Source organism: Streptococcus mitis (assembly GCF_946190325.1).
Lineage (GTDB): Bacteria > Bacillota > Bacilli > Lactobacillales > Streptococcaceae > Streptococcus > Streptococcus mitis_CF.
The window spans coordinates 51,776-66,854 of sequence record NZ_CAMHZR010000006.1 but is presented as its reverse complement, the minus strand read 5'-3'; the positions used below and the strand labels follow the sequence as shown (position 1 = coordinate 66,854).

14 protein-coding genes, 1 riboswitch and 2 other annotated features are annotated in these 15,079 nt (G+C 43.1%); of the genes, 10 read left to right on the top strand and 4 right to left on the bottom strand.

What is annotated here, in order from left to right; all coding sequences use genetic code 11:
- The first annotated feature begins 36 nt into the window (after nt 1-36).
- On the top strand, nt 37-441 hold the full coding sequence (locus tag N8M95_RS07685) for a PaaI family thioesterase (protein WP_000651224.1): 405 nt from the start codon (nt 37-39) through the stop codon (nt 439-441).
- Nucleotides 442-473: 32 nt separating this feature from the next.
- Here N8M95_RS07685 and N8M95_RS07680 read toward each other — a convergent pair whose 3' ends face one another.
- The 4 genes from N8M95_RS07680 to N8M95_RS07665 form a co-directional block, all read right to left on the bottom strand.
- Nucleotides 474-1,736 carry a nucleobase:cation symporter-2 family protein gene (locus N8M95_RS07680; RefSeq protein ID WP_261116947.1) on the bottom strand — a complete coding sequence of 421 codons (1,263 nt, stop codon included), beginning with the start codon at nt 1,734-1,736 and terminating at the stop codon, nt 474-476.
- Nucleotides 1,736-2,317, bottom strand: coding sequence for a xanthine phosphoribosyltransferase (locus N8M95_RS07675; protein ID WP_000770412.1), 582 nt, complete (start codon nt 2,315-2,317; stop codon nt 1,736-1,738). The genes N8M95_RS07680 and N8M95_RS07675 overlap by 1 nt, the downstream gene beginning before the upstream one ends.
- A gap of 326 nt (nt 2,318-2,643) precedes the next feature.
- Nucleotides 2,644-2,739: riboswitch (purine riboswitch) on the bottom strand.
- A gap of 231 nt (nt 2,740-2,970) precedes the next feature.
- Complete coding sequence (locus tag N8M95_RS07670; RefSeq protein WP_049502476.1) at nt 2,971-3,357, bottom strand: bleomycin resistance protein; 387 nt, start codon at nt 3,355-3,357, stop codon at nt 2,971-2,973.
- A gap of 11 nt (nt 3,358-3,368) precedes the next feature.
- A complete protein-coding gene (locus N8M95_RS07665) occupies nt 3,369-4,196 on the bottom strand; it encodes an exodeoxyribonuclease III (RefSeq protein WP_049502491.1) in 828 nt (275 codons plus the stop codon).
- A 133-nt stretch (nt 4,197-4,329) separates the two neighbouring features.
- On the opposite strand from N8M95_RS07665, the gene N8M95_RS07660 reads away from it, so the two are divergent.
- The 9 genes from N8M95_RS07660 (at nt 4,330) to N8M95_RS07620 (ending at nt 15,077) form a co-directional block, all read left to right on the top strand.
- Nucleotides 4,330-4,785, top strand: coding sequence for a DUF3290 family protein (locus N8M95_RS07660; RefSeq protein WP_000675329.1), 456 nt, complete (start codon nt 4,330-4,332; stop codon nt 4,783-4,785).
- A complete protein-coding gene (locus N8M95_RS07655) occupies nt 4,782-5,417 on the top strand; it encodes a DUF421 domain-containing protein (protein ID WP_000174453.1) in 636 nt (211 codons plus the stop codon). Before N8M95_RS07660 ends, N8M95_RS07655 begins: the two co-directional genes overlap by 4 nt.
- Before the next feature lie 54 nt (nt 5,418-5,471).
- Entirely contained in the window at nt 5,472-7,217 is a 1,746-nt protein-coding gene (locus tag N8M95_RS07650; RefSeq protein ID WP_261116946.1) for an ABC transporter ATP-binding protein, read from the top strand.
- Nucleotides 7,207-8,949, top strand: coding sequence for an ABC transporter ATP-binding protein (locus N8M95_RS07645; protein WP_261116945.1), 1,743 nt, complete (start codon nt 7,207-7,209; stop codon nt 8,947-8,949). Before N8M95_RS07650 ends, N8M95_RS07645 begins: the two co-directional genes overlap by 11 nt.
- A 130-nt stretch (nt 8,950-9,079) precedes the next feature.
- The gene (locus N8M95_RS07640; RefSeq protein ID WP_000922210.1) at nt 9,080-9,772 is read left to right on the top strand and encodes a sugar transferase; all 693 of its coding nucleotides are present in this window, start codon (nt 9,080-9,082) and stop codon (nt 9,770-9,772) included.
- A 42-nt stretch (nt 9,773-9,814) separates the two neighbouring features.
- The gene (locus N8M95_RS07635) at nt 9,815-11,044 is read left to right on the top strand and encodes a DegT/DnrJ/EryC1/StrS family aminotransferase (protein ID WP_261116944.1); all 1,230 of its coding nucleotides are present in this window, start codon (nt 9,815-9,817) and stop codon (nt 11,042-11,044) included.
- A 40-nt stretch (nt 11,045-11,084) separates the two neighbouring features.
- Nucleotides 11,085-11,310: a binding site (T-box leader), on the top strand.
- A gap of 65 nt (nt 11,311-11,375) precedes the next feature.
- The gene (gene trpB / locus N8M95_RS07630; RefSeq protein ID WP_261116943.1) at nt 11,376-12,554 is read left to right on the top strand and encodes a tryptophan synthase subunit beta; all 1,179 of its coding nucleotides are present in this window, start codon (nt 11,376-11,378) and stop codon (nt 12,552-12,554) included.
- Nucleotides 12,551-12,776 (top strand) — a binding site (T-box leader). It overlaps the preceding gene by 4 nt.
- Nucleotides 12,777-13,152: 376 nt before the next feature.
- Complete coding sequence (trpE, locus tag N8M95_RS07625; RefSeq protein ID WP_261116941.1) at nt 13,153-14,514, top strand: anthranilate synthase component I; 1,362 nt, start codon at nt 13,153-13,155, stop codon at nt 14,512-14,514.
- Nucleotides 14,511-15,077 carry an aminodeoxychorismate/anthranilate synthase component II gene (locus N8M95_RS07620; protein ID WP_247947602.1) on the top strand — a complete coding sequence of 189 codons (567 nt, stop codon included), beginning with the start codon at nt 14,511-14,513 and terminating at the stop codon, nt 15,075-15,077. Before trpE ends, N8M95_RS07620 begins: the two co-directional genes overlap by 4 nt.
- Nucleotides 15,078-15,079 lie beyond the last annotated feature (2 nt).

Here is a 15,079-nt window from a genome sequence, read left to right as displayed (position 1 = left end):
GTATCATAGTGTCGTTTGAAATATCAGGAGGAAACGATGAAAGACTTTCATTTTGACGCTATATCTGCCTTTGAAAATTACGAAATTGAACAAATGAGAGATGGTCACGTTGTGGTGACGACCAAAGTAGTGGACTCGTCTCTCAACTACTATGGCAATGCCCATGGTGGCTATCTCTTTACCCTTTGCGACCAGATCAGTGGTTTGGTGGTCATATCTCTGGGGCTTGATGGAGTGACGCTCCAGTCTTCTATCAACTACCTCAAAGCAGGAAAACTCGACGATGTGCTGACCATTAAAGGAGAATGTGTCCACCAAGGACGCACAACTTGCGTCGTGGATGTCGATATCACCAATCAAGAAGGCAGAAATGTCTGCAAAGCCACCTTTACCATGTTTGTCACAGGACAAAGGTCAGAAGAAAGACAGGTAAGGATATAAAGAAACAAAAAAGAGGCTCACACCTCTTTTTCTTATTTCTTTTTCCGGTTTAATACTGCATTGAGGACAATGGCGAGTAGGCTGGCTACAACGATTCCGTTTGAGAAGAACATTTGGAAGGCTGTCGGCATGCTGACAAAGAGATTACTGTTGTTGAGTCCGACACCTGCAGCTATGGATACTGCTGCGATAAGAAAGTTATGTTCATTGTTAGCAAAGTCAACACGAGCGAGGATTTGCATCCCTTGAATAGATACAAAACCAAACATCACCAGCATAGCACCACCGAGGACAGGGCTCGGAATGATTTGGGCAAGGGCGCCAAACTTAGGAAGGAGTCCAAGGAGAACCAGGAAACCAGCTGCGTAGTAGATTGGCAGGCGAGTCTTGATACCTGACAATTTAACCAAACCAACGTTTTGTGAAAATCCTGTGTAAGGGAAGGTGTTAAAGATTCCTCCGAGAAGTACGGCCAAACCTTCTGCGCGGTAACCGTTGCGCAGGCGCGTGCTATCGATTGGATCTTTCGTGATATCAGACAAGGCTAGGTAAACACCAGTTGACTCAACCATAGAAACCGTTGCGATGATACACATCATGATAATAGATGAGATTTCAAAGGTTGGCATCCCAAAGTAGAGTGGAGTTGGGACATGGACAAGTGGTGCTGCCGCAACAGGAGAGAAATCAACCAAGCCCATGCTGGCAGCAATGGCAGTTCCAACAACCAAACCAATCAAAATAGAGATAGACTTGATAAATCCTTTGGTAAAGATGTTGATCAAGAGGATAATCAGAACAGTGATAGCTGCAAGCAAGAGACTTTGACCAGTTGGTTCTGGAACGTTATTTCCCATATTTCCAATAGCAACAGGAATCAAGGTTAAACCAATCGTGGTAATAACAGATCCTGTTACGATAGATGGGAAGAGATTGGCCACTTTTGAGAAGATGCCTGAAACAAGAACCACGTAAATCCCTGATGCGATAAGGGCACCAAACATAGCACCACTACCATGGCTTTGCCCAATCATAATCAAGGGAGCTACCGACTGGAAGGCAACTCCAAGAACGACTGGAAGTCCAATCCCAAAGTATTTGTTGAGTTGGAGTTGGAGGAAGGTTGCCACACCACACATGAAGATATCTGTGGAAATCAGGTAGGTCAACTGCTCAGTCGAATAGCCAAGGGCTGTCGCAATCATGATAGGAACCAGAATGGACCCTGAGTACATGGCTAGTAAGTGTTGCAAGCCAAGAACGGCTGCTTGCGAATGTTTTTCTTGAGTTTGCATTAGAGATCTGCCTCCTTAAAAATAACTTGACCATTTTCAAAACGATCCAAACGAGCGAGTGATAGGACAGGATAGCCTGCTTTTTCAAGCAAATCACGGCCATCTTGGAAAGATTTTTCAATCACAATACCGATAGCTTCGACTGTTGCTCCAGCCTGTTCGATGATTTGAATCAAGCCTTTGGCAGCTTGGCCATTAGCAAGAAAATCGTCAATAATCAAGACCTTGTCCTCTGGTGAGAGAAATTTGCCAGCGATAGAAACGGTGCTGGTTACCTGCTTGGTAAAGGAGTAAACTTCGGCAGTTAAGATTCCTTCGTTCATAGTGATGTTCTTAGCTTTTTTGGCGAAAATCATGGGAACGTTTAAGGATTCCGCTGTAAAAATGGCTGGGGCAATACCTGACGCTTCAATGGTTACGACCTTGGTAATGCCAGCAGAAGCAAATTTTTCCGCAAAAACCTTACCAATCTCTCTCATCAAGCTAAAGTCAACTTGGTGGGTTAAAAAGGAATCCACCTTGAGGATGTTGTCACCCAAGATATGCCCATCCTTGAGGATGCGCTCTTCTAATAATTTCATAAGACCTCCTAAAGTCTAAAAGCCAGTTTACTTGTTGGTTAAATGTTTCTATGGTGATCCAGTTTGCTAGTACTATATATTTGATAAAACTAGTACGAGCGAAGCGAGTCTTATCAAATATTTCCTGTTGTAGTGGTATCATAGACAATAAGTTTGTTATTGTCTATGACGGAATTTTTGAGACTTTTGGCTCAAAAATTAGGGATGAAATTCCGAAGGAAGTTGCTCCCGTCCGCACTAATTAAGGGAAATATTAAAAATATTCAAAAAGGACCTACTTAATCTCTAAGTAAGTCCCCAAAATAGGCATGGCAAAAACGACCATACCTCACTTCTGACTTACTTATTGTTAGGTGTTCCGGCACCTTGTAGAAACGTCGTGCCAATTCACGACATAAACAAGTAAAATGATATTCAATTTTAAATAGGCTTGAGCCAATGTTTTTATTTTACACTAAATAACTTTAGAAATCAAATATTTTGTTAGTGTTTTGGTTTAAAAAACGAACAAATATAATAAAAATGGGCAAAAATTAACTTATTGGCTAACATTTAGAAGGTTTTTTCCATCATAAAAGGCATATTATCAAGTTTTTAAACACTTGACAATATGCCTTTTTAACTTTAAAGACTTTTTCCAAATCTTTATTATTCTACTCGCTAAATCTTAAAAAATAGCCATCTGGATCCAAAACTGCAAACTCATGAGGATAGATATAGTAATCTCCAACACGAAACTTTCTTTTGGTTAAGGGACGATGGATAGGATAGTCAGCTTCTAGCAGTTTTTGGTGGAGTTGAGGGACATCTTCAATACCAAAGGAAATATTGACACCGCGCCCGAAAGGATAGGTTAGTTGGGCTAATTCTTCTGTGCTGCCTTCTTCTAGCATAAGTTGGCAGTCTTCAAGTGAGAGGAAGAGAAATTTCTCCTCTGGACGCTCGTATTCGACAGAGAATCCCAGCAAGTCGCAGTAGAAGTGGCGTGACTTTTCGAGGTCAGATACTACAAATTCAGGAATGACAGCTTGATAGTCCATTAGCTTTCTCCTTAGAGCTCAATCTCCATGACAATGGGTGTGTGGTCTTGACGCGCACCTGAGTCGATCATATCAGACTTAGTCACATTGTCAGCGATGCGGTTACTTGTGAGCCAGTAGTCGATTCTCCAGCCAGTATTGTTGATTTTAGAAGTCTTGCTGCGTTGTGCCCACCAAGTGTAGCGTTCTGGAACATCGCCGTGAATGTGGCGGAAGGTATCCGTAAATCCAGTTGCCAAAAGGTTGGTAAATCCAGCACGTTCCTCGTCGGTAAATCCAGGTGAACGGCGGTTGCTAGCAGGATTTGCAAGGTCGATTTCATTGTGGGCTACGTTGTAGTCACCGGTTGCAAGGACTGGTTTTTGTTTGTCCAACTCCGCTAAATACTCAGCATATTTGACATCCCAGACTTGACGTTCTTCCAAGCGTTTGAGTCCATCTCCAGCGTTTGGTGTGTAAACTTGGGTAACGAAAAATTTATCAAATTCTAGAGTGATGATACGACCTTCCAAGTCCATGGTAGAAGGGGCACCGATTTTTGGGAAGCTGATAGTTGGCGTAAGTTCTTTCTTATAGAGGAACATGGTTCCAGCATAGCCTTTACGGGCAGGTTCTTGGGAAGAGCGCCACGTGTTTTCGTAACCTGGGAAGAGTTCCTCTAAAATTTCCAAGTGTTTCTTTGTAGGACCCTTGGCAGAAAGCTTGGTTTCTTGGATAGCAATGATATCAGCATTTTCAGCGACCAAAGTTTGTAGTACTTCTTGGGACAATTTGGCACGAGTTGAGTCACTAGTTAGGGCAGCATTGAGGGAATCAATATTCCATGAGATGAGTTTCATAAAGTTACCTTTTTCATTCAGATTATAGATTTTATTATACCAAAAAAAGGTCCATTTCCCCAACGTATGGCTTGAAAAATCACTCTCTTTCGTTTATAATTAAGAATGATTTTATGAAAGGGAGTGAAAATAAATGAAATTTTACTCATATGACTATGTACTTAGCCAAATCAGTCAGCAAAATGGCATCATGATTGGCTTTGGAATTGTTCTCCTAGCTATCACAGGATTTTTTGCTTTTAAAGCCTATCGAGATAAAAAGGGGACTAAGTTTCGGGAATTGGTCATGATTTTGGCCTTGACCTTGGTGGCCATGCTTTTGGTGACAATCTCAAAATACCAGACCAATCAAGCCTCTAACAACCAATTTCAAACTTCCCTTCATTTCATAGAGGTTGTTTCCAAAGACTTGGGAGTGGATAAATCAGAAGTTTATGTCAATACTTCTGCAGCCACTGATGGAGCACTTATCAAGGTAGGTTCAAATTTCTATCGTGCCATGAACGGGAGCCAACCAGACAAGTATCTTTTAGAGAAATTAGAATTGCATCAAACAGACGCTATTGAATTGGTGGAGGTAAACAAATGACACTCAATTATATGGAAATTTTAATCAAACTGGCCCTGGGTCTTTTCTCTCTTGTTTTTGTTATTAATGTGACAGGAAAGGGGAATCTAGCACCTAACTCTGCTACAGACCAAATTCAGAACTATGTTCTTGGTGGTATCATCGGTGGGGTGATTTACAATAGTTCAATCAGCATTCTGCAGTACGCAGTGATTTTGATGATGTGGACGATTTTGGTCTTGACCCTCAAGTGGCTCAATAACAATGTTCGTTTTGTCAAACGCTTGATTGATGGAAAACCAACTCTCCTTATCAAAAATGGGCAGATTGACCCAGAAGCCTGTCGTTCAGTTGGTTTGTCTGCAGCAGAAGTTGCTCTCAAACTTCGTAGCCAAGGGATTTTCCAGATGAAACAGGTCAAACGCGCTGTGCAGGAGCAAAATGGCCAACTCATCGTGGTCCAAATAGGAGATGAAAATCCTAAGTATCCAGTTGTGACTGACGGTGTGATCCAAGTCGATGTCTTGGAAACGATTGGCCGTAGCGAAGAGTGGCTGCTTGATAATCTCAGCAAACAAGGACATGACAATGTAGCCAATATCTTTATCGCTGAGTATGACAAGGGTGCGGTCACAGTCGTAACCTATGAATAAGAAAAACCTGGGGTCTTGGCCTCAGGTTTCTATTTGCAATCAGAAAGGGATGTTATGTCCATTATTCAAAAACTTTGGTGGTTTTTCAAGTTAGAAAAACGCCGTTATTTAGTCGGGATTGTGGCTCTGGTCTTGGTTTCCGTCCTCAACCTCATTCCCCCAATGGTTATGGGGAGGGTCATTGATGCCATCACATTGGGGCAATTAACCCAGCAGGACCTCCTTCTTGCCCTATTTTACTTGCTTCTTGCAGCCTTTGGGATGTACTATCTGCGCTATGTTTGGCGTATGTATATCCTTGGGACTTCCTACCGTTTGGGACAGATTATGCGATCTCGCTTATTTGAACATTTCACAAAAATGTCTCCAGCTTTTTATCAAACCTATCGGACGGGGGACCTGATGGCACATGCAACCAACGATATCAATGCCTTGACTCGTTTAGCAGGTGGAGGAGTCATGTCTGCGGTGGATGCCTCTATCACAGCGCTGGTGACCTTGCTGACCATGCTCTTTAGCATTTCGTGGCAAATGACTCTAGTTGCCATTTTACCCTTACCTTTCATGGCTTATGCGACCAGTCGTCTAGGGAGAAAGACCCACAAGGCTTTTGGCGAATCACAGGCTGCCTTTTCTGAACTCAATAACAAGGTGCAGGAGTCTGTATCAGGTATTAAAGTGACCAAGTCTTTCGGGTATCAGGCGGACGAGTTGAAGTCCTTTCAGGCAGTCAATGAATTGACCTTCCAAAAGAACCTCCAAACCATGAAATACGATAGTCTCTTTGACCCTATGGTTCTCTTATTTGTTGGTTCCTCCTATGTTTTAACGCTCTTGGTCGGCTCCTTGATGGTTCAGAAAGAGCAAATCACGGTTGGGAATCTAGTTACCTTTATAAGCTACTTGGATATGCTGGTCTGGCCTCTCATGGCCATTGGCTTCCTCTTTAATATTACCCAGCGAGGGAAGGTTTCCTATCAGCGGATTGAGGAACTTTTGTCTCAGGAATCACCTGTACAAGACCCTGAGTTTCCTTTAGATGGCATTGAAAACGGGCGCTTGCAGTATGCCATTGATAGCTTTGCCTTTGAAAATGAGGAAACACTGACAAATGTTCACTTTAGTTTGGAAAAAGGGCAAACTCTGGGCTTGGTTGGTCAGACAGGCTCTGGAAAAACGTCCTTAATCAAGCTCCTTTTGCGTGAATACGATGTGGATAAGGGAGCTATTTACCTAAACGGTCATAATATTCGTGACTATCGTCTGACAGATCTTCGTAGTCTTATGGGCTATGTTCCTCAGGACCAGTTCCTCTTTGCGAATTCAATCTTAGACAATATACGCTTTGGGAATCCTGATTTACCACTTTCAGCGGTCGAGGAAGCGACTAAGCTAGCCCAAGTTTACCAAGACATTGTAGCCATGCCTCAGGGATTTGATACGCTGATTGGAGAAAAAGGAGTCAGTCTTTCTGGAGGTCAAAAGCAGCGTCTGGCCATGAGTCGGGCTATGATTTTAGACCCTGATATCTTGATTTTGGATGATTCTTTGTCCGCCGTGGATGCCAAGACAGAGTATGCGATTATCGACAACCTCAAGGAGACGCGAAAGGACAAGACAACCATTATTACGGCTCATCGCCTGAGTGCAGTTGTCCATGCAGATTTGATTTTAGTCCTGCAAAATGGCCAAATTATCGAACGAGGCAGGCACGAAGACTTGCTAGCTATGGATGGCTGGTATGCCCAAACCTACCAGTCTCAGCAGTTAGAAATGAAAGGAGAAGAAGATGCAGAATAAACAAGAACAATGGGCTGTATTGAAGCGCTTGATGTCTTATATCAAGCCTTATGGACTCCTGACTTTTTTGGCACTTAGTTTTCTCCTAGCGACTACGATCATAAAAAGTGTCATTCCCCTTGTGGCCTCCCACTTTATCGACCAGTATCTCAGCAATCTCAACCAACTCGCTGTGACAGTTTTGCTGGCCTACTATGGCCTTTATATCCTACAAACTCTGGTCCAGTATGTCGGCAATCTTCTTTTTACGAGGGTCTCCTACAGCATTGTTAGAGATATTCGTCGAGATGCCTTTGCCAATATGGAGAAGCTGGGCATGTCTTACTTTGACAAGACGCCAGCAGGCTCTATCGTCTCGCGTTTGACAAATGACACCGAGACTATCAGTGATATGTTTTCGGGGATTTTATCTAGCTTTATTTCAGCAGTTTTTATCTTTCTGACAACCCTTTATACCATGTTGGTGTTGGATTTTCGTTTGACGGCTTTAGTCCTGCTCTTTCTCCCCTTGATTTTCCTTTTGGTCAATCTCTATCGGAAAAAATCAGTGAAAATCATTGAGAAAACCAGAAGTCTCTTGTCAGATATCAATAGCAAGCTGGCTGAAAACATCGAGGGAATCAGAATAATCCAGGCCTTTAATCAAGAGAAGCGCCTGCAGGCGGAATTCGATGAAATCAACCAAGAACACTTGGTCTATGCCAACCGTTCTGTAGCCTTGGATGCCCTCTTTTTGCGCCCTGCCATGAGTTTGCTGAAACTCCTAGGATACGCTGTTTTGATGGCCTATTTTGGCTATCGTGGTCTTTATCTGGGAATAACGGCAGGAACCATGTATGCCTTTATCCAGTATATCAATCGTCTCTTTGATCCCTTGATTGAAGTGACGCAAAACTTCTCAACCCTGCAAACGTCTATGGTTTCTGCAGGTCGTGTCTTTTCCCTGATAGACGAGAGGACCTATGAACCTCTTCAAGAAAATGGCCAGGCTAAAGTCAAAGAAGGCAATATCCGTTTTGAACATGTGTGTTTCTCGTATGACGGTAAACATCAGATTCTGGATGATATTTCCTTTTCGGTTAACAAGGGTGAAACCATTGCATTTGTAGGCCATACAGGTTCAGGGAAATCTTCGATTATTAATGTCCTCATGCGCTTTTATGAATTCCAGTCAGGGCGAGTTCTCTTGGATGATGTGGATATCAGGGACTACAGTCAGGAAGAGTTGAGAAAAAACATTGGTCTGGTCTTGCAGGATCCCTTCCTCTATCACGGGACCATTAAGTCCAATATCGCCATGTACCAAGACATTAGTGATGAGCAGGTCCAGGCTGCGGCAGCCTTCGTGGATGCAGATTCCTTTATTCAAGAACTTCCTCAGGGATATGATGCACCTGTGTCTGAGCGTGGTTCGAGCTTCTCTACTGGTCAGCGTCAGCTTCTTGCCTTTGCTAGAACAGTCGCCAGTCAGCCTAAAATCCTGATTTTGGATGAAGCGACAGCCAATATTGACTCTGAAACAGAAAGTTTGGTTCAAGCATCGCTGGCTAAGATGAGACAGGGTCGAACAACCATTGCCATTGCCCATCGTCTTTCTACCATCCAAGACGCCAACTGCATCTATGTCTTGGATAAGGGGCGCATTATCGAGAGCGGCTCCCATGAGGAACTCTTGGCATTGGGAGGAACCTATCACAAGATGTATAGCTTGCAAGCCGGGGCCATGTCTTAATACTCTTTGATTTTCATTGAGTAAAAGAAGGAAATCCTTCAAATTACAGATTTCTTTCACCGCCTTTTCCATTTTGTGGTATAATGAAAAATGTTGACAAATAGTATAATAAAAACAAAGGAGAAACAGCATGCTGAAATGGGAAGACTTGCCCGTGGAAATGAAATCAAGCGAGGTTGAGTCTTACTACCAGCTTGTCTCTAAAAGGAAGGGTTCGCTGATTTTCAAGCGTTGCTTGGACTGGGTTTTGGCCTTGGTTGTACTGGTTCTGACCTCTCCGATCTTTCTCATTTTGAGCATTTGGATCAAGTTGGATAGCAAGGGGCCAGTGATTTACAAGCAAGAGCGCGTGACCCAGTACAATCGACCTTTCAAGATTTGGAAGTTCCGTACCATGGTGACGGATGCGGATAAAAAAGGAAGTTTGGTGACTTCCGCTAACGATAGTCGTATTACCAAGGTTGGCAATTTCATTCGCCGTGTCCGTTTAGATGAACTACCTCAGTTGGTCAATGTCCTAAAAGGCGAAATGTCCTTTGTCGGTACACGACCTGAAGTGCCACGTTACACAGAGCAGTATAGCCCTGAAATGATGGCGACCTTGCTTTTGCCAGCAGGGATTACCTCTCCAGCCAGCATCAACTACAAGGATGAGGACACCATCATCAGTCAAATGACGGAGAAAGGTTTGTCAGTTGACCAGGCCTATGTCGAACACGTCCTTCCTGAAAAGATGCGCTATAACCTCGCCTATCTCCGAGAGTTTAGTTTCCTTGGAGACATCAAAATCATGTTTCAAACCGTGTTTGAAGTGCTAAAATAAAGTAGTCATAAGAAAATGAGTACAGATAAAAGGAGCAAATCAATGCCAAATTACAATATTCCATTTTCACCACCCGATATTACGGAAGCAGAAATTGCTGAAGTAGCGGATACCCTGCGTTCTGGTTGGATCACAACAGGTCCTAAGACAAAAGAACTAGAGCGTCGCTTGTCTCAATATACACAGACACCTAAGACCGTCTGCCTCAACTCTGCGACTGCCGCTCTTGAGTTGATTTTGCGCGTCTTGGAAGTGGGACCTGGTGATGAAGTCATCGTTCCAGCCATGACCTATACAGCTTCATGTAGTGTCATCACTCACGTGGGAGCAACTCCTGTCATGGTGGATATCCAAGCAGATACGTTTGAGATGGACTATGACCTGCTTGAGCAAGCTATCACTGAAAAGACCAAGGTGATCATCCCAGTAGAGCTTGCAGGGATTGTTTGCGACTACGACCGTTTGTTCCAAGTTGTGGAGAAGAAACGTGATCTCTTTACCGCTTCAAGCAAGTGGCAAAAAGCCTTTAACCGTATCGTGATTGTTTCTGATAGTGCCCATGCTTTGGGATCTACTTATAAAGGGCAACCAGCTGGTTCTATCGCTGACTTTACTTCCTTCTCATTCCATGCAGTTAAGAACTTTACAACTGCTGAGGGAGGAAGTGCCACTTGGAAAGCCAATCCAGCGATTGATGACGAAGAAATGTACAAGGAATTCCAAATTCTTTCCCTTCACGGGCAAACTAAGGATGCCCTTGCTAAGATGCAACTGGGCTCATGGGAATATGATATCGTCACACCAGCCTACAAGTGTAATATGACCGATATCATGGCTTCACTTGGTTTGGTACAATTGGACCGCTATCCAAGTTTGTTACAACGTCGTAAGGACATTGTGGACCGCTATAATCGTGGTTTTGCAGGTTCTCGCATCCGTCCATTGGCACACAAGACTGAAACTGTAGAATCTTCACGCCACCTCTACATCACCCATGTAGAAGGAGCGAGCTTAGAAGAACGCAATCTTATCATCCAAGAATTAGCAAAAGCAGGAATTGCAAGTAATGTACACTACAAACCACTTCCGCTCTTGACAGCCTATAAGAATCTTGGCTTTGATATGGCGAATTATCCTAAGGCTTATGCCTTCTTTGAAAATGAAATTACGCTCCCTCTTCACACTAAATTAAGCGATGAAGAAGTGGACTATATCATTGAGACTTTCAAAACAGTTTCTGAAAAAGTGCTAACTTCATCAAAAAAATTGTAAAAAAGTCTTGACAAAGAAAAAACAAAGTATTAAAATAAGTTCAACAAATCAGAAAAGTAACTATTTTTGATCTTCAGGGAGCCTGTGGTGATTGTGAACAGGTGGTTGGAAGTAGTGAAAGTGGGCTGATTTTAAAAATGAATTTGAAACAATGAAAATTCGGTGCGCACACCTTACAGTGCAACTTGTTGTTAGACAAGGTAGAGATGTAAAGGAGAATATTCCCTTTATAATTGAGGTGGCACCGCGTTACCAACGCCCTCACACAGAATCTAATCTGTGTGTGGGCTTTTTCATATCTTGGAATCAATACTGAAAGAGGAAAAATTTTATGACAACTAAAGGTTATTTTGGACAATTTGGTGGTAGTTTTGTACCGGAGCCGATTCAGGCTTTGTTGGATGAGTTGGAAGTGACATTTGACAAGTACAAGGATGATCCAGAGTTTTTGGCAGAATTTCGTCATTACTTGAAAGACTATTCAGGTCGCGAAACACCGCTCTATTTTGCAGAAAGTTTGACAGATCACCTAGGTGGCGCTAAGATTTATCTCAAGCGCGAAGACCTTAACCATCTGGGTTCTCACAAGCTCAACAATGTTTTAGGACAAATCCTTCTTGCCAAACGTATGGGTAAAAAACGAGTGATCGCAGAAACAGGAGCTGGTCAACATGGTGTTGCGACAGCAGCGGCTGCAGCCAAGTTTGGTATGGCCTGTGATGTCTACATGGGGGCAGAGGATGTGGAGCGTCAACGTCTCAATGTCTTCCGAATGGAGATGATGGGAGCAACTGTTCACGCAGTTGAAACAGGGACACGAACTCTTAAGGATGCGGTTGATGCAGCCTTTGGAGCATGGATGAATGACCTTGAAGCCTTCTACGTACTTGGATCTGCTGTGGGTCCGCACCCTTATCCAACCATTGTTCATGAATTCCAAAAGATCATCAGTGAAGAATATCGTCATCAAATCTTAGAAAAAGAAGGACGATTGCCAGATTACGTCATTGCCTGTGTAGGTGGTGGTTCCAATGCTATTGGTGCTTTTTCACAGTATGTGGCTGATGAAGAAGTTAAATTGGTTGGGGTAGAAGCTGCTGGGCATGGACTTGATACAGACAAGCACGCAGCTACTATGACAAAAGGTAGTATCGGAATTGTCGACGGCATGAAGACCTATGCAGTCTTTAAGGAAGACGGTGAGTTGGCTCCAGTTTACTCTATCTCAGCTGGTTTGGACTATCCAGGGGTTGGCCCAGAACACGCTTACTTTAAAGATTCAGGTCGCGTGGAATATGTGGCAGCGACAGACGAAGAAGCTGTTCAAGCCTTGCTCCTTCTCAGCAAGACTGAAGGAATTATCCCAGCGATTGAAAGTTCGCACGCCATCGCAGAAGCGGTTAAACGTGCACCGAAACTAAGTAAAGACGACATTATCATCATCAATGTCTCTGGTCGTGGAGACAAGGACGTAGCTGCGATTGCAGACTACCTAGAAGCTAAAAAATAATAGATGGAAAAATTACAGTCCTTTCTCTCACAGAGAGCTTGTGGTTGCTGGAAACAAGCAGAGAATGCTGTAAGGTTGGGTCCATCTGAAACGAGAGAAGAAAACATAATTCTCAAGGGAGTGCCCTTTATCGCACAGCCTGTTACAGGAGGTATCTGAGACAGGAATGAGAGATAGGAGAAATCCTATAATTGAGGTGGCACCGCGAATTTCGTCCTCACGCAAGTTATTTTGCGTGGGGATTTTTATATATTTATCGTAGATATGGCTGTCAGTTTTAAATTATGCTTCATCACTAGATAGATTGCTACAAAAAATTTGCGAACGAAGTGAGCTTTTAAAAGATATTTCCCGCCATAGTGGTATCCTATAGAAGCAAAGATGCTTCTCTAGAACGGAATTTTTGAGAGTAAAATAGTTCGGGGAACTATTTTAGCCTGAGCCTAGAAATGAATGAGCGAGGAGCTCAAAAATTAGGTCTTTCATTTCATGGATTTCTAAAATCATCCACTGGATAATTTTACCTCCCGTCCGCACTATTTAAGGGAAATAGAAAAAGATAAAAAATTAAAAATAAGAAACTGAAAGGGAAATTACAATGGAACGAATCATTCATGGAGATGTCTTATCACCAATCTTGGCTTATATGCGCCTAAAGGGGCAACACAAGGTTATCTTAGAGAGTATTCCGAGAGACAAGGAAACAGCTCGTTTTTCTATCCTAGCCTATAATCCTGTTTTTGAGATTAAGTTTGAAAATGGGGTCCTTTATCAAAATGGGCAAGTGATTGATCAGGATCCCTTGGATTTTCTTTATGAAGTGACTCATAAGAGCCAGCACCATTCAGACCTCCCTTTTGGTGGGGGAGCCATTGGATTTGTTGGCTACGATATGATTTCGCTTTATGAAGAAATTGGTCAAATTCCTGAAGATACAATTGGAACGCCAGACATGCATTTCTTCGTCTATGAGAGTTACATGGTCTTTGACCACAAGAAGGAAAAAATTCATGTCATCGAGGATGCTCTCTATAGTGAGCGTAGTCAAGAAGACTTGGAAAAAGCCTTGAACCAAGTGCTTGAGGAATTACGCATTCCTGCTCCAAATGAATTTGAAGACTTGGATTTATCACCACTTGACTTCAAACCACATATCGCTCCTCAAAAGTTTGAGGAAATGGTGGAAACGGCTCGTGACTTGATTCGTAATGGCGATATGTTCCAATGTGTACTCAGTCAACGTTTCTCAGCAGAAGTTACCGGAAATCCATTTGACTTCTACAGAAATCTTCGCGTGACCAATCCATCTAATTATCTCTATTTCTATGATTTTGGGGATTATCAAATCATCGGAGCTAGTCCAGAAAGTTTGGTTTCTGTCAAAAATGGCATCGTGACAACCAATCCGATTGCAGGGACACGACCAAGAGGCGCTACGGATGAAGAAGACAAGGATTTGGCGACAGACCTGCTTTTGGATGAGAAGGAAACAGCAGAGCATCGAATGTTAGTAGACCTGGGTCGTAATGATATTGGTCGCATCTCTGAAACGGCCAGTGTCCAAGTCACCAAGTATATGGAAGTGGAGCTCTTCCGCTATGTCATGCATTTGACCAGCGTGGTCAAGGGGCGTTTGCTTCCAGAACTCACTGCCATGGATGCCTTGAAAGCAACACTTCCAGCTGGAACAGTTTCAGGAGCACCAAAGATTCGAGCTATGAGACGCATCTATGAACTGGAAACAGAAAAACGTGGCGTATACGCAGGAGCAATCGGCTACTTGTCTGCGACGGGTGATATGGATTTCGCCATTGCCATCCGAACGATGATTCTCAAAAATCAAAGAGCCTATGTGCAGGCTGGGGCAGGGATTGTCTACGACTCCATCGCCCAAAACGAATACCAAGAAACCATTAACAAAGCAAAATCTATGACTAGAATTGGAGAACTAAGACCATGATTTTATTGATTGACAACTATGATTCTTTTACCTATAACTTGGCGCAGTACATTGGGAATTTTGCAGAGGTACAGGTCTTGAGAAATGATGATCCCAGGCTGTATGAAGAAGCTGGAAAAGCAGATGGTCTGGTCTTTTCTCCTGGTCCTGGTTGGCCAGTTGATGCTGGAAAGATGGAAGATATGATTCGTGATTTTGCTGGCAAGAAGCCGATTCTTGGGATTTGTTTAGGCCACCAAGCCATTGCAGAAGTCTTTGGTGGTAAGTTAGGTTTGGCTCCAAAAGTCATGCATGGGAAACAGAGCAATATCAGCTTTGAAGCACCATCTGTTTTGTATCAAGGTATCGAGGATGGCCGTGCGGTCATGCGTTACCACAGTATTTTAATTGAAGAAATGCCAGAAAACTTTGAAGTGACAGCTCGTTCGACTGATGACCAAGCCATCATGGGAATTCAACACAAAACACTTCCAATTTATGGCTTCCAGTACCATCCAGAGAGCATTGGAACGCCAGATGGCTTGTCTTCTATTCGGAATTTTATCGAGAAGGTTGTAAAGTGAGG

Bases quoted from the DNA above. Each gene is read 5' to 3' on its own strand.
- N8M95_RS07685 (WP_000651224.1), top strand. From the start codon at position 37: ATGAAAGACTTTCATTTTGACGCTATATCTGCCTTTGAAAATTACGAA.
- N8M95_RS07680 (WP_261116947.1), bottom strand. From the start codon at position 1,736: ATGCAAACTCAAGAAAAACATTCGCAAGCAGCCGTTCTTGGCTTGCAA.
- N8M95_RS07675 (WP_000770412.1), bottom strand. From the start codon at position 2,317: ATGAAATTATTAGAAGAGCGCATCCTCAAGGATGGGCATATCTTGGGT.
- N8M95_RS07670 (WP_049502476.1), bottom strand. From the start codon at position 3,357: ATGGACTATCAAGCTGTCATTCCTGAATTTGTAGTATCTGACCTCGAA.
- N8M95_RS07665 (WP_049502491.1), bottom strand. From the start codon at position 4,196: ATGAAACTCATCTCATGGAATATTGATTCCCTCAATGCTGCCCTAACT.
- N8M95_RS07660 (WP_000675329.1), top strand. From the start codon at position 4,330: ATGAAATTTTACTCATATGACTATGTACTTAGCCAAATCAGTCAGCAA.
- N8M95_RS07655 (WP_000174453.1), top strand. From the start codon at position 4,782: ATGACACTCAATTATATGGAAATTTTAATCAAACTGGCCCTGGGTCTT.
- N8M95_RS07650 (WP_261116946.1), top strand. From the start codon at position 5,472: ATGTCCATTATTCAAAAACTTTGGTGGTTTTTCAAGTTAGAAAAACGC.
- N8M95_RS07645 (WP_261116945.1), top strand. From the start codon at position 7,207: ATGCAGAATAAACAAGAACAATGGGCTGTATTGAAGCGCTTGATGTCT.
- N8M95_RS07640 (WP_000922210.1), top strand. From the start codon at position 9,080: ATGCTGAAATGGGAAGACTTGCCCGTGGAAATGAAATCAAGCGAGGTT.
- N8M95_RS07635 (WP_261116944.1), top strand. From the start codon at position 9,815: ATGCCAAATTACAATATTCCATTTTCACCACCCGATATTACGGAAGCA.
- trpB (WP_261116943.1), top strand. From the start codon at position 11,376: ATGACAACTAAAGGTTATTTTGGACAATTTGGTGGTAGTTTTGTACCG.
- trpE (WP_261116941.1), top strand. From the start codon at position 13,153: ATGGAACGAATCATTCATGGAGATGTCTTATCACCAATCTTGGCTTAT.
- N8M95_RS07620 (WP_247947602.1), top strand. From the start codon at position 14,511: ATGATTTTATTGATTGACAACTATGATTCTTTTACCTATAACTTGGCG.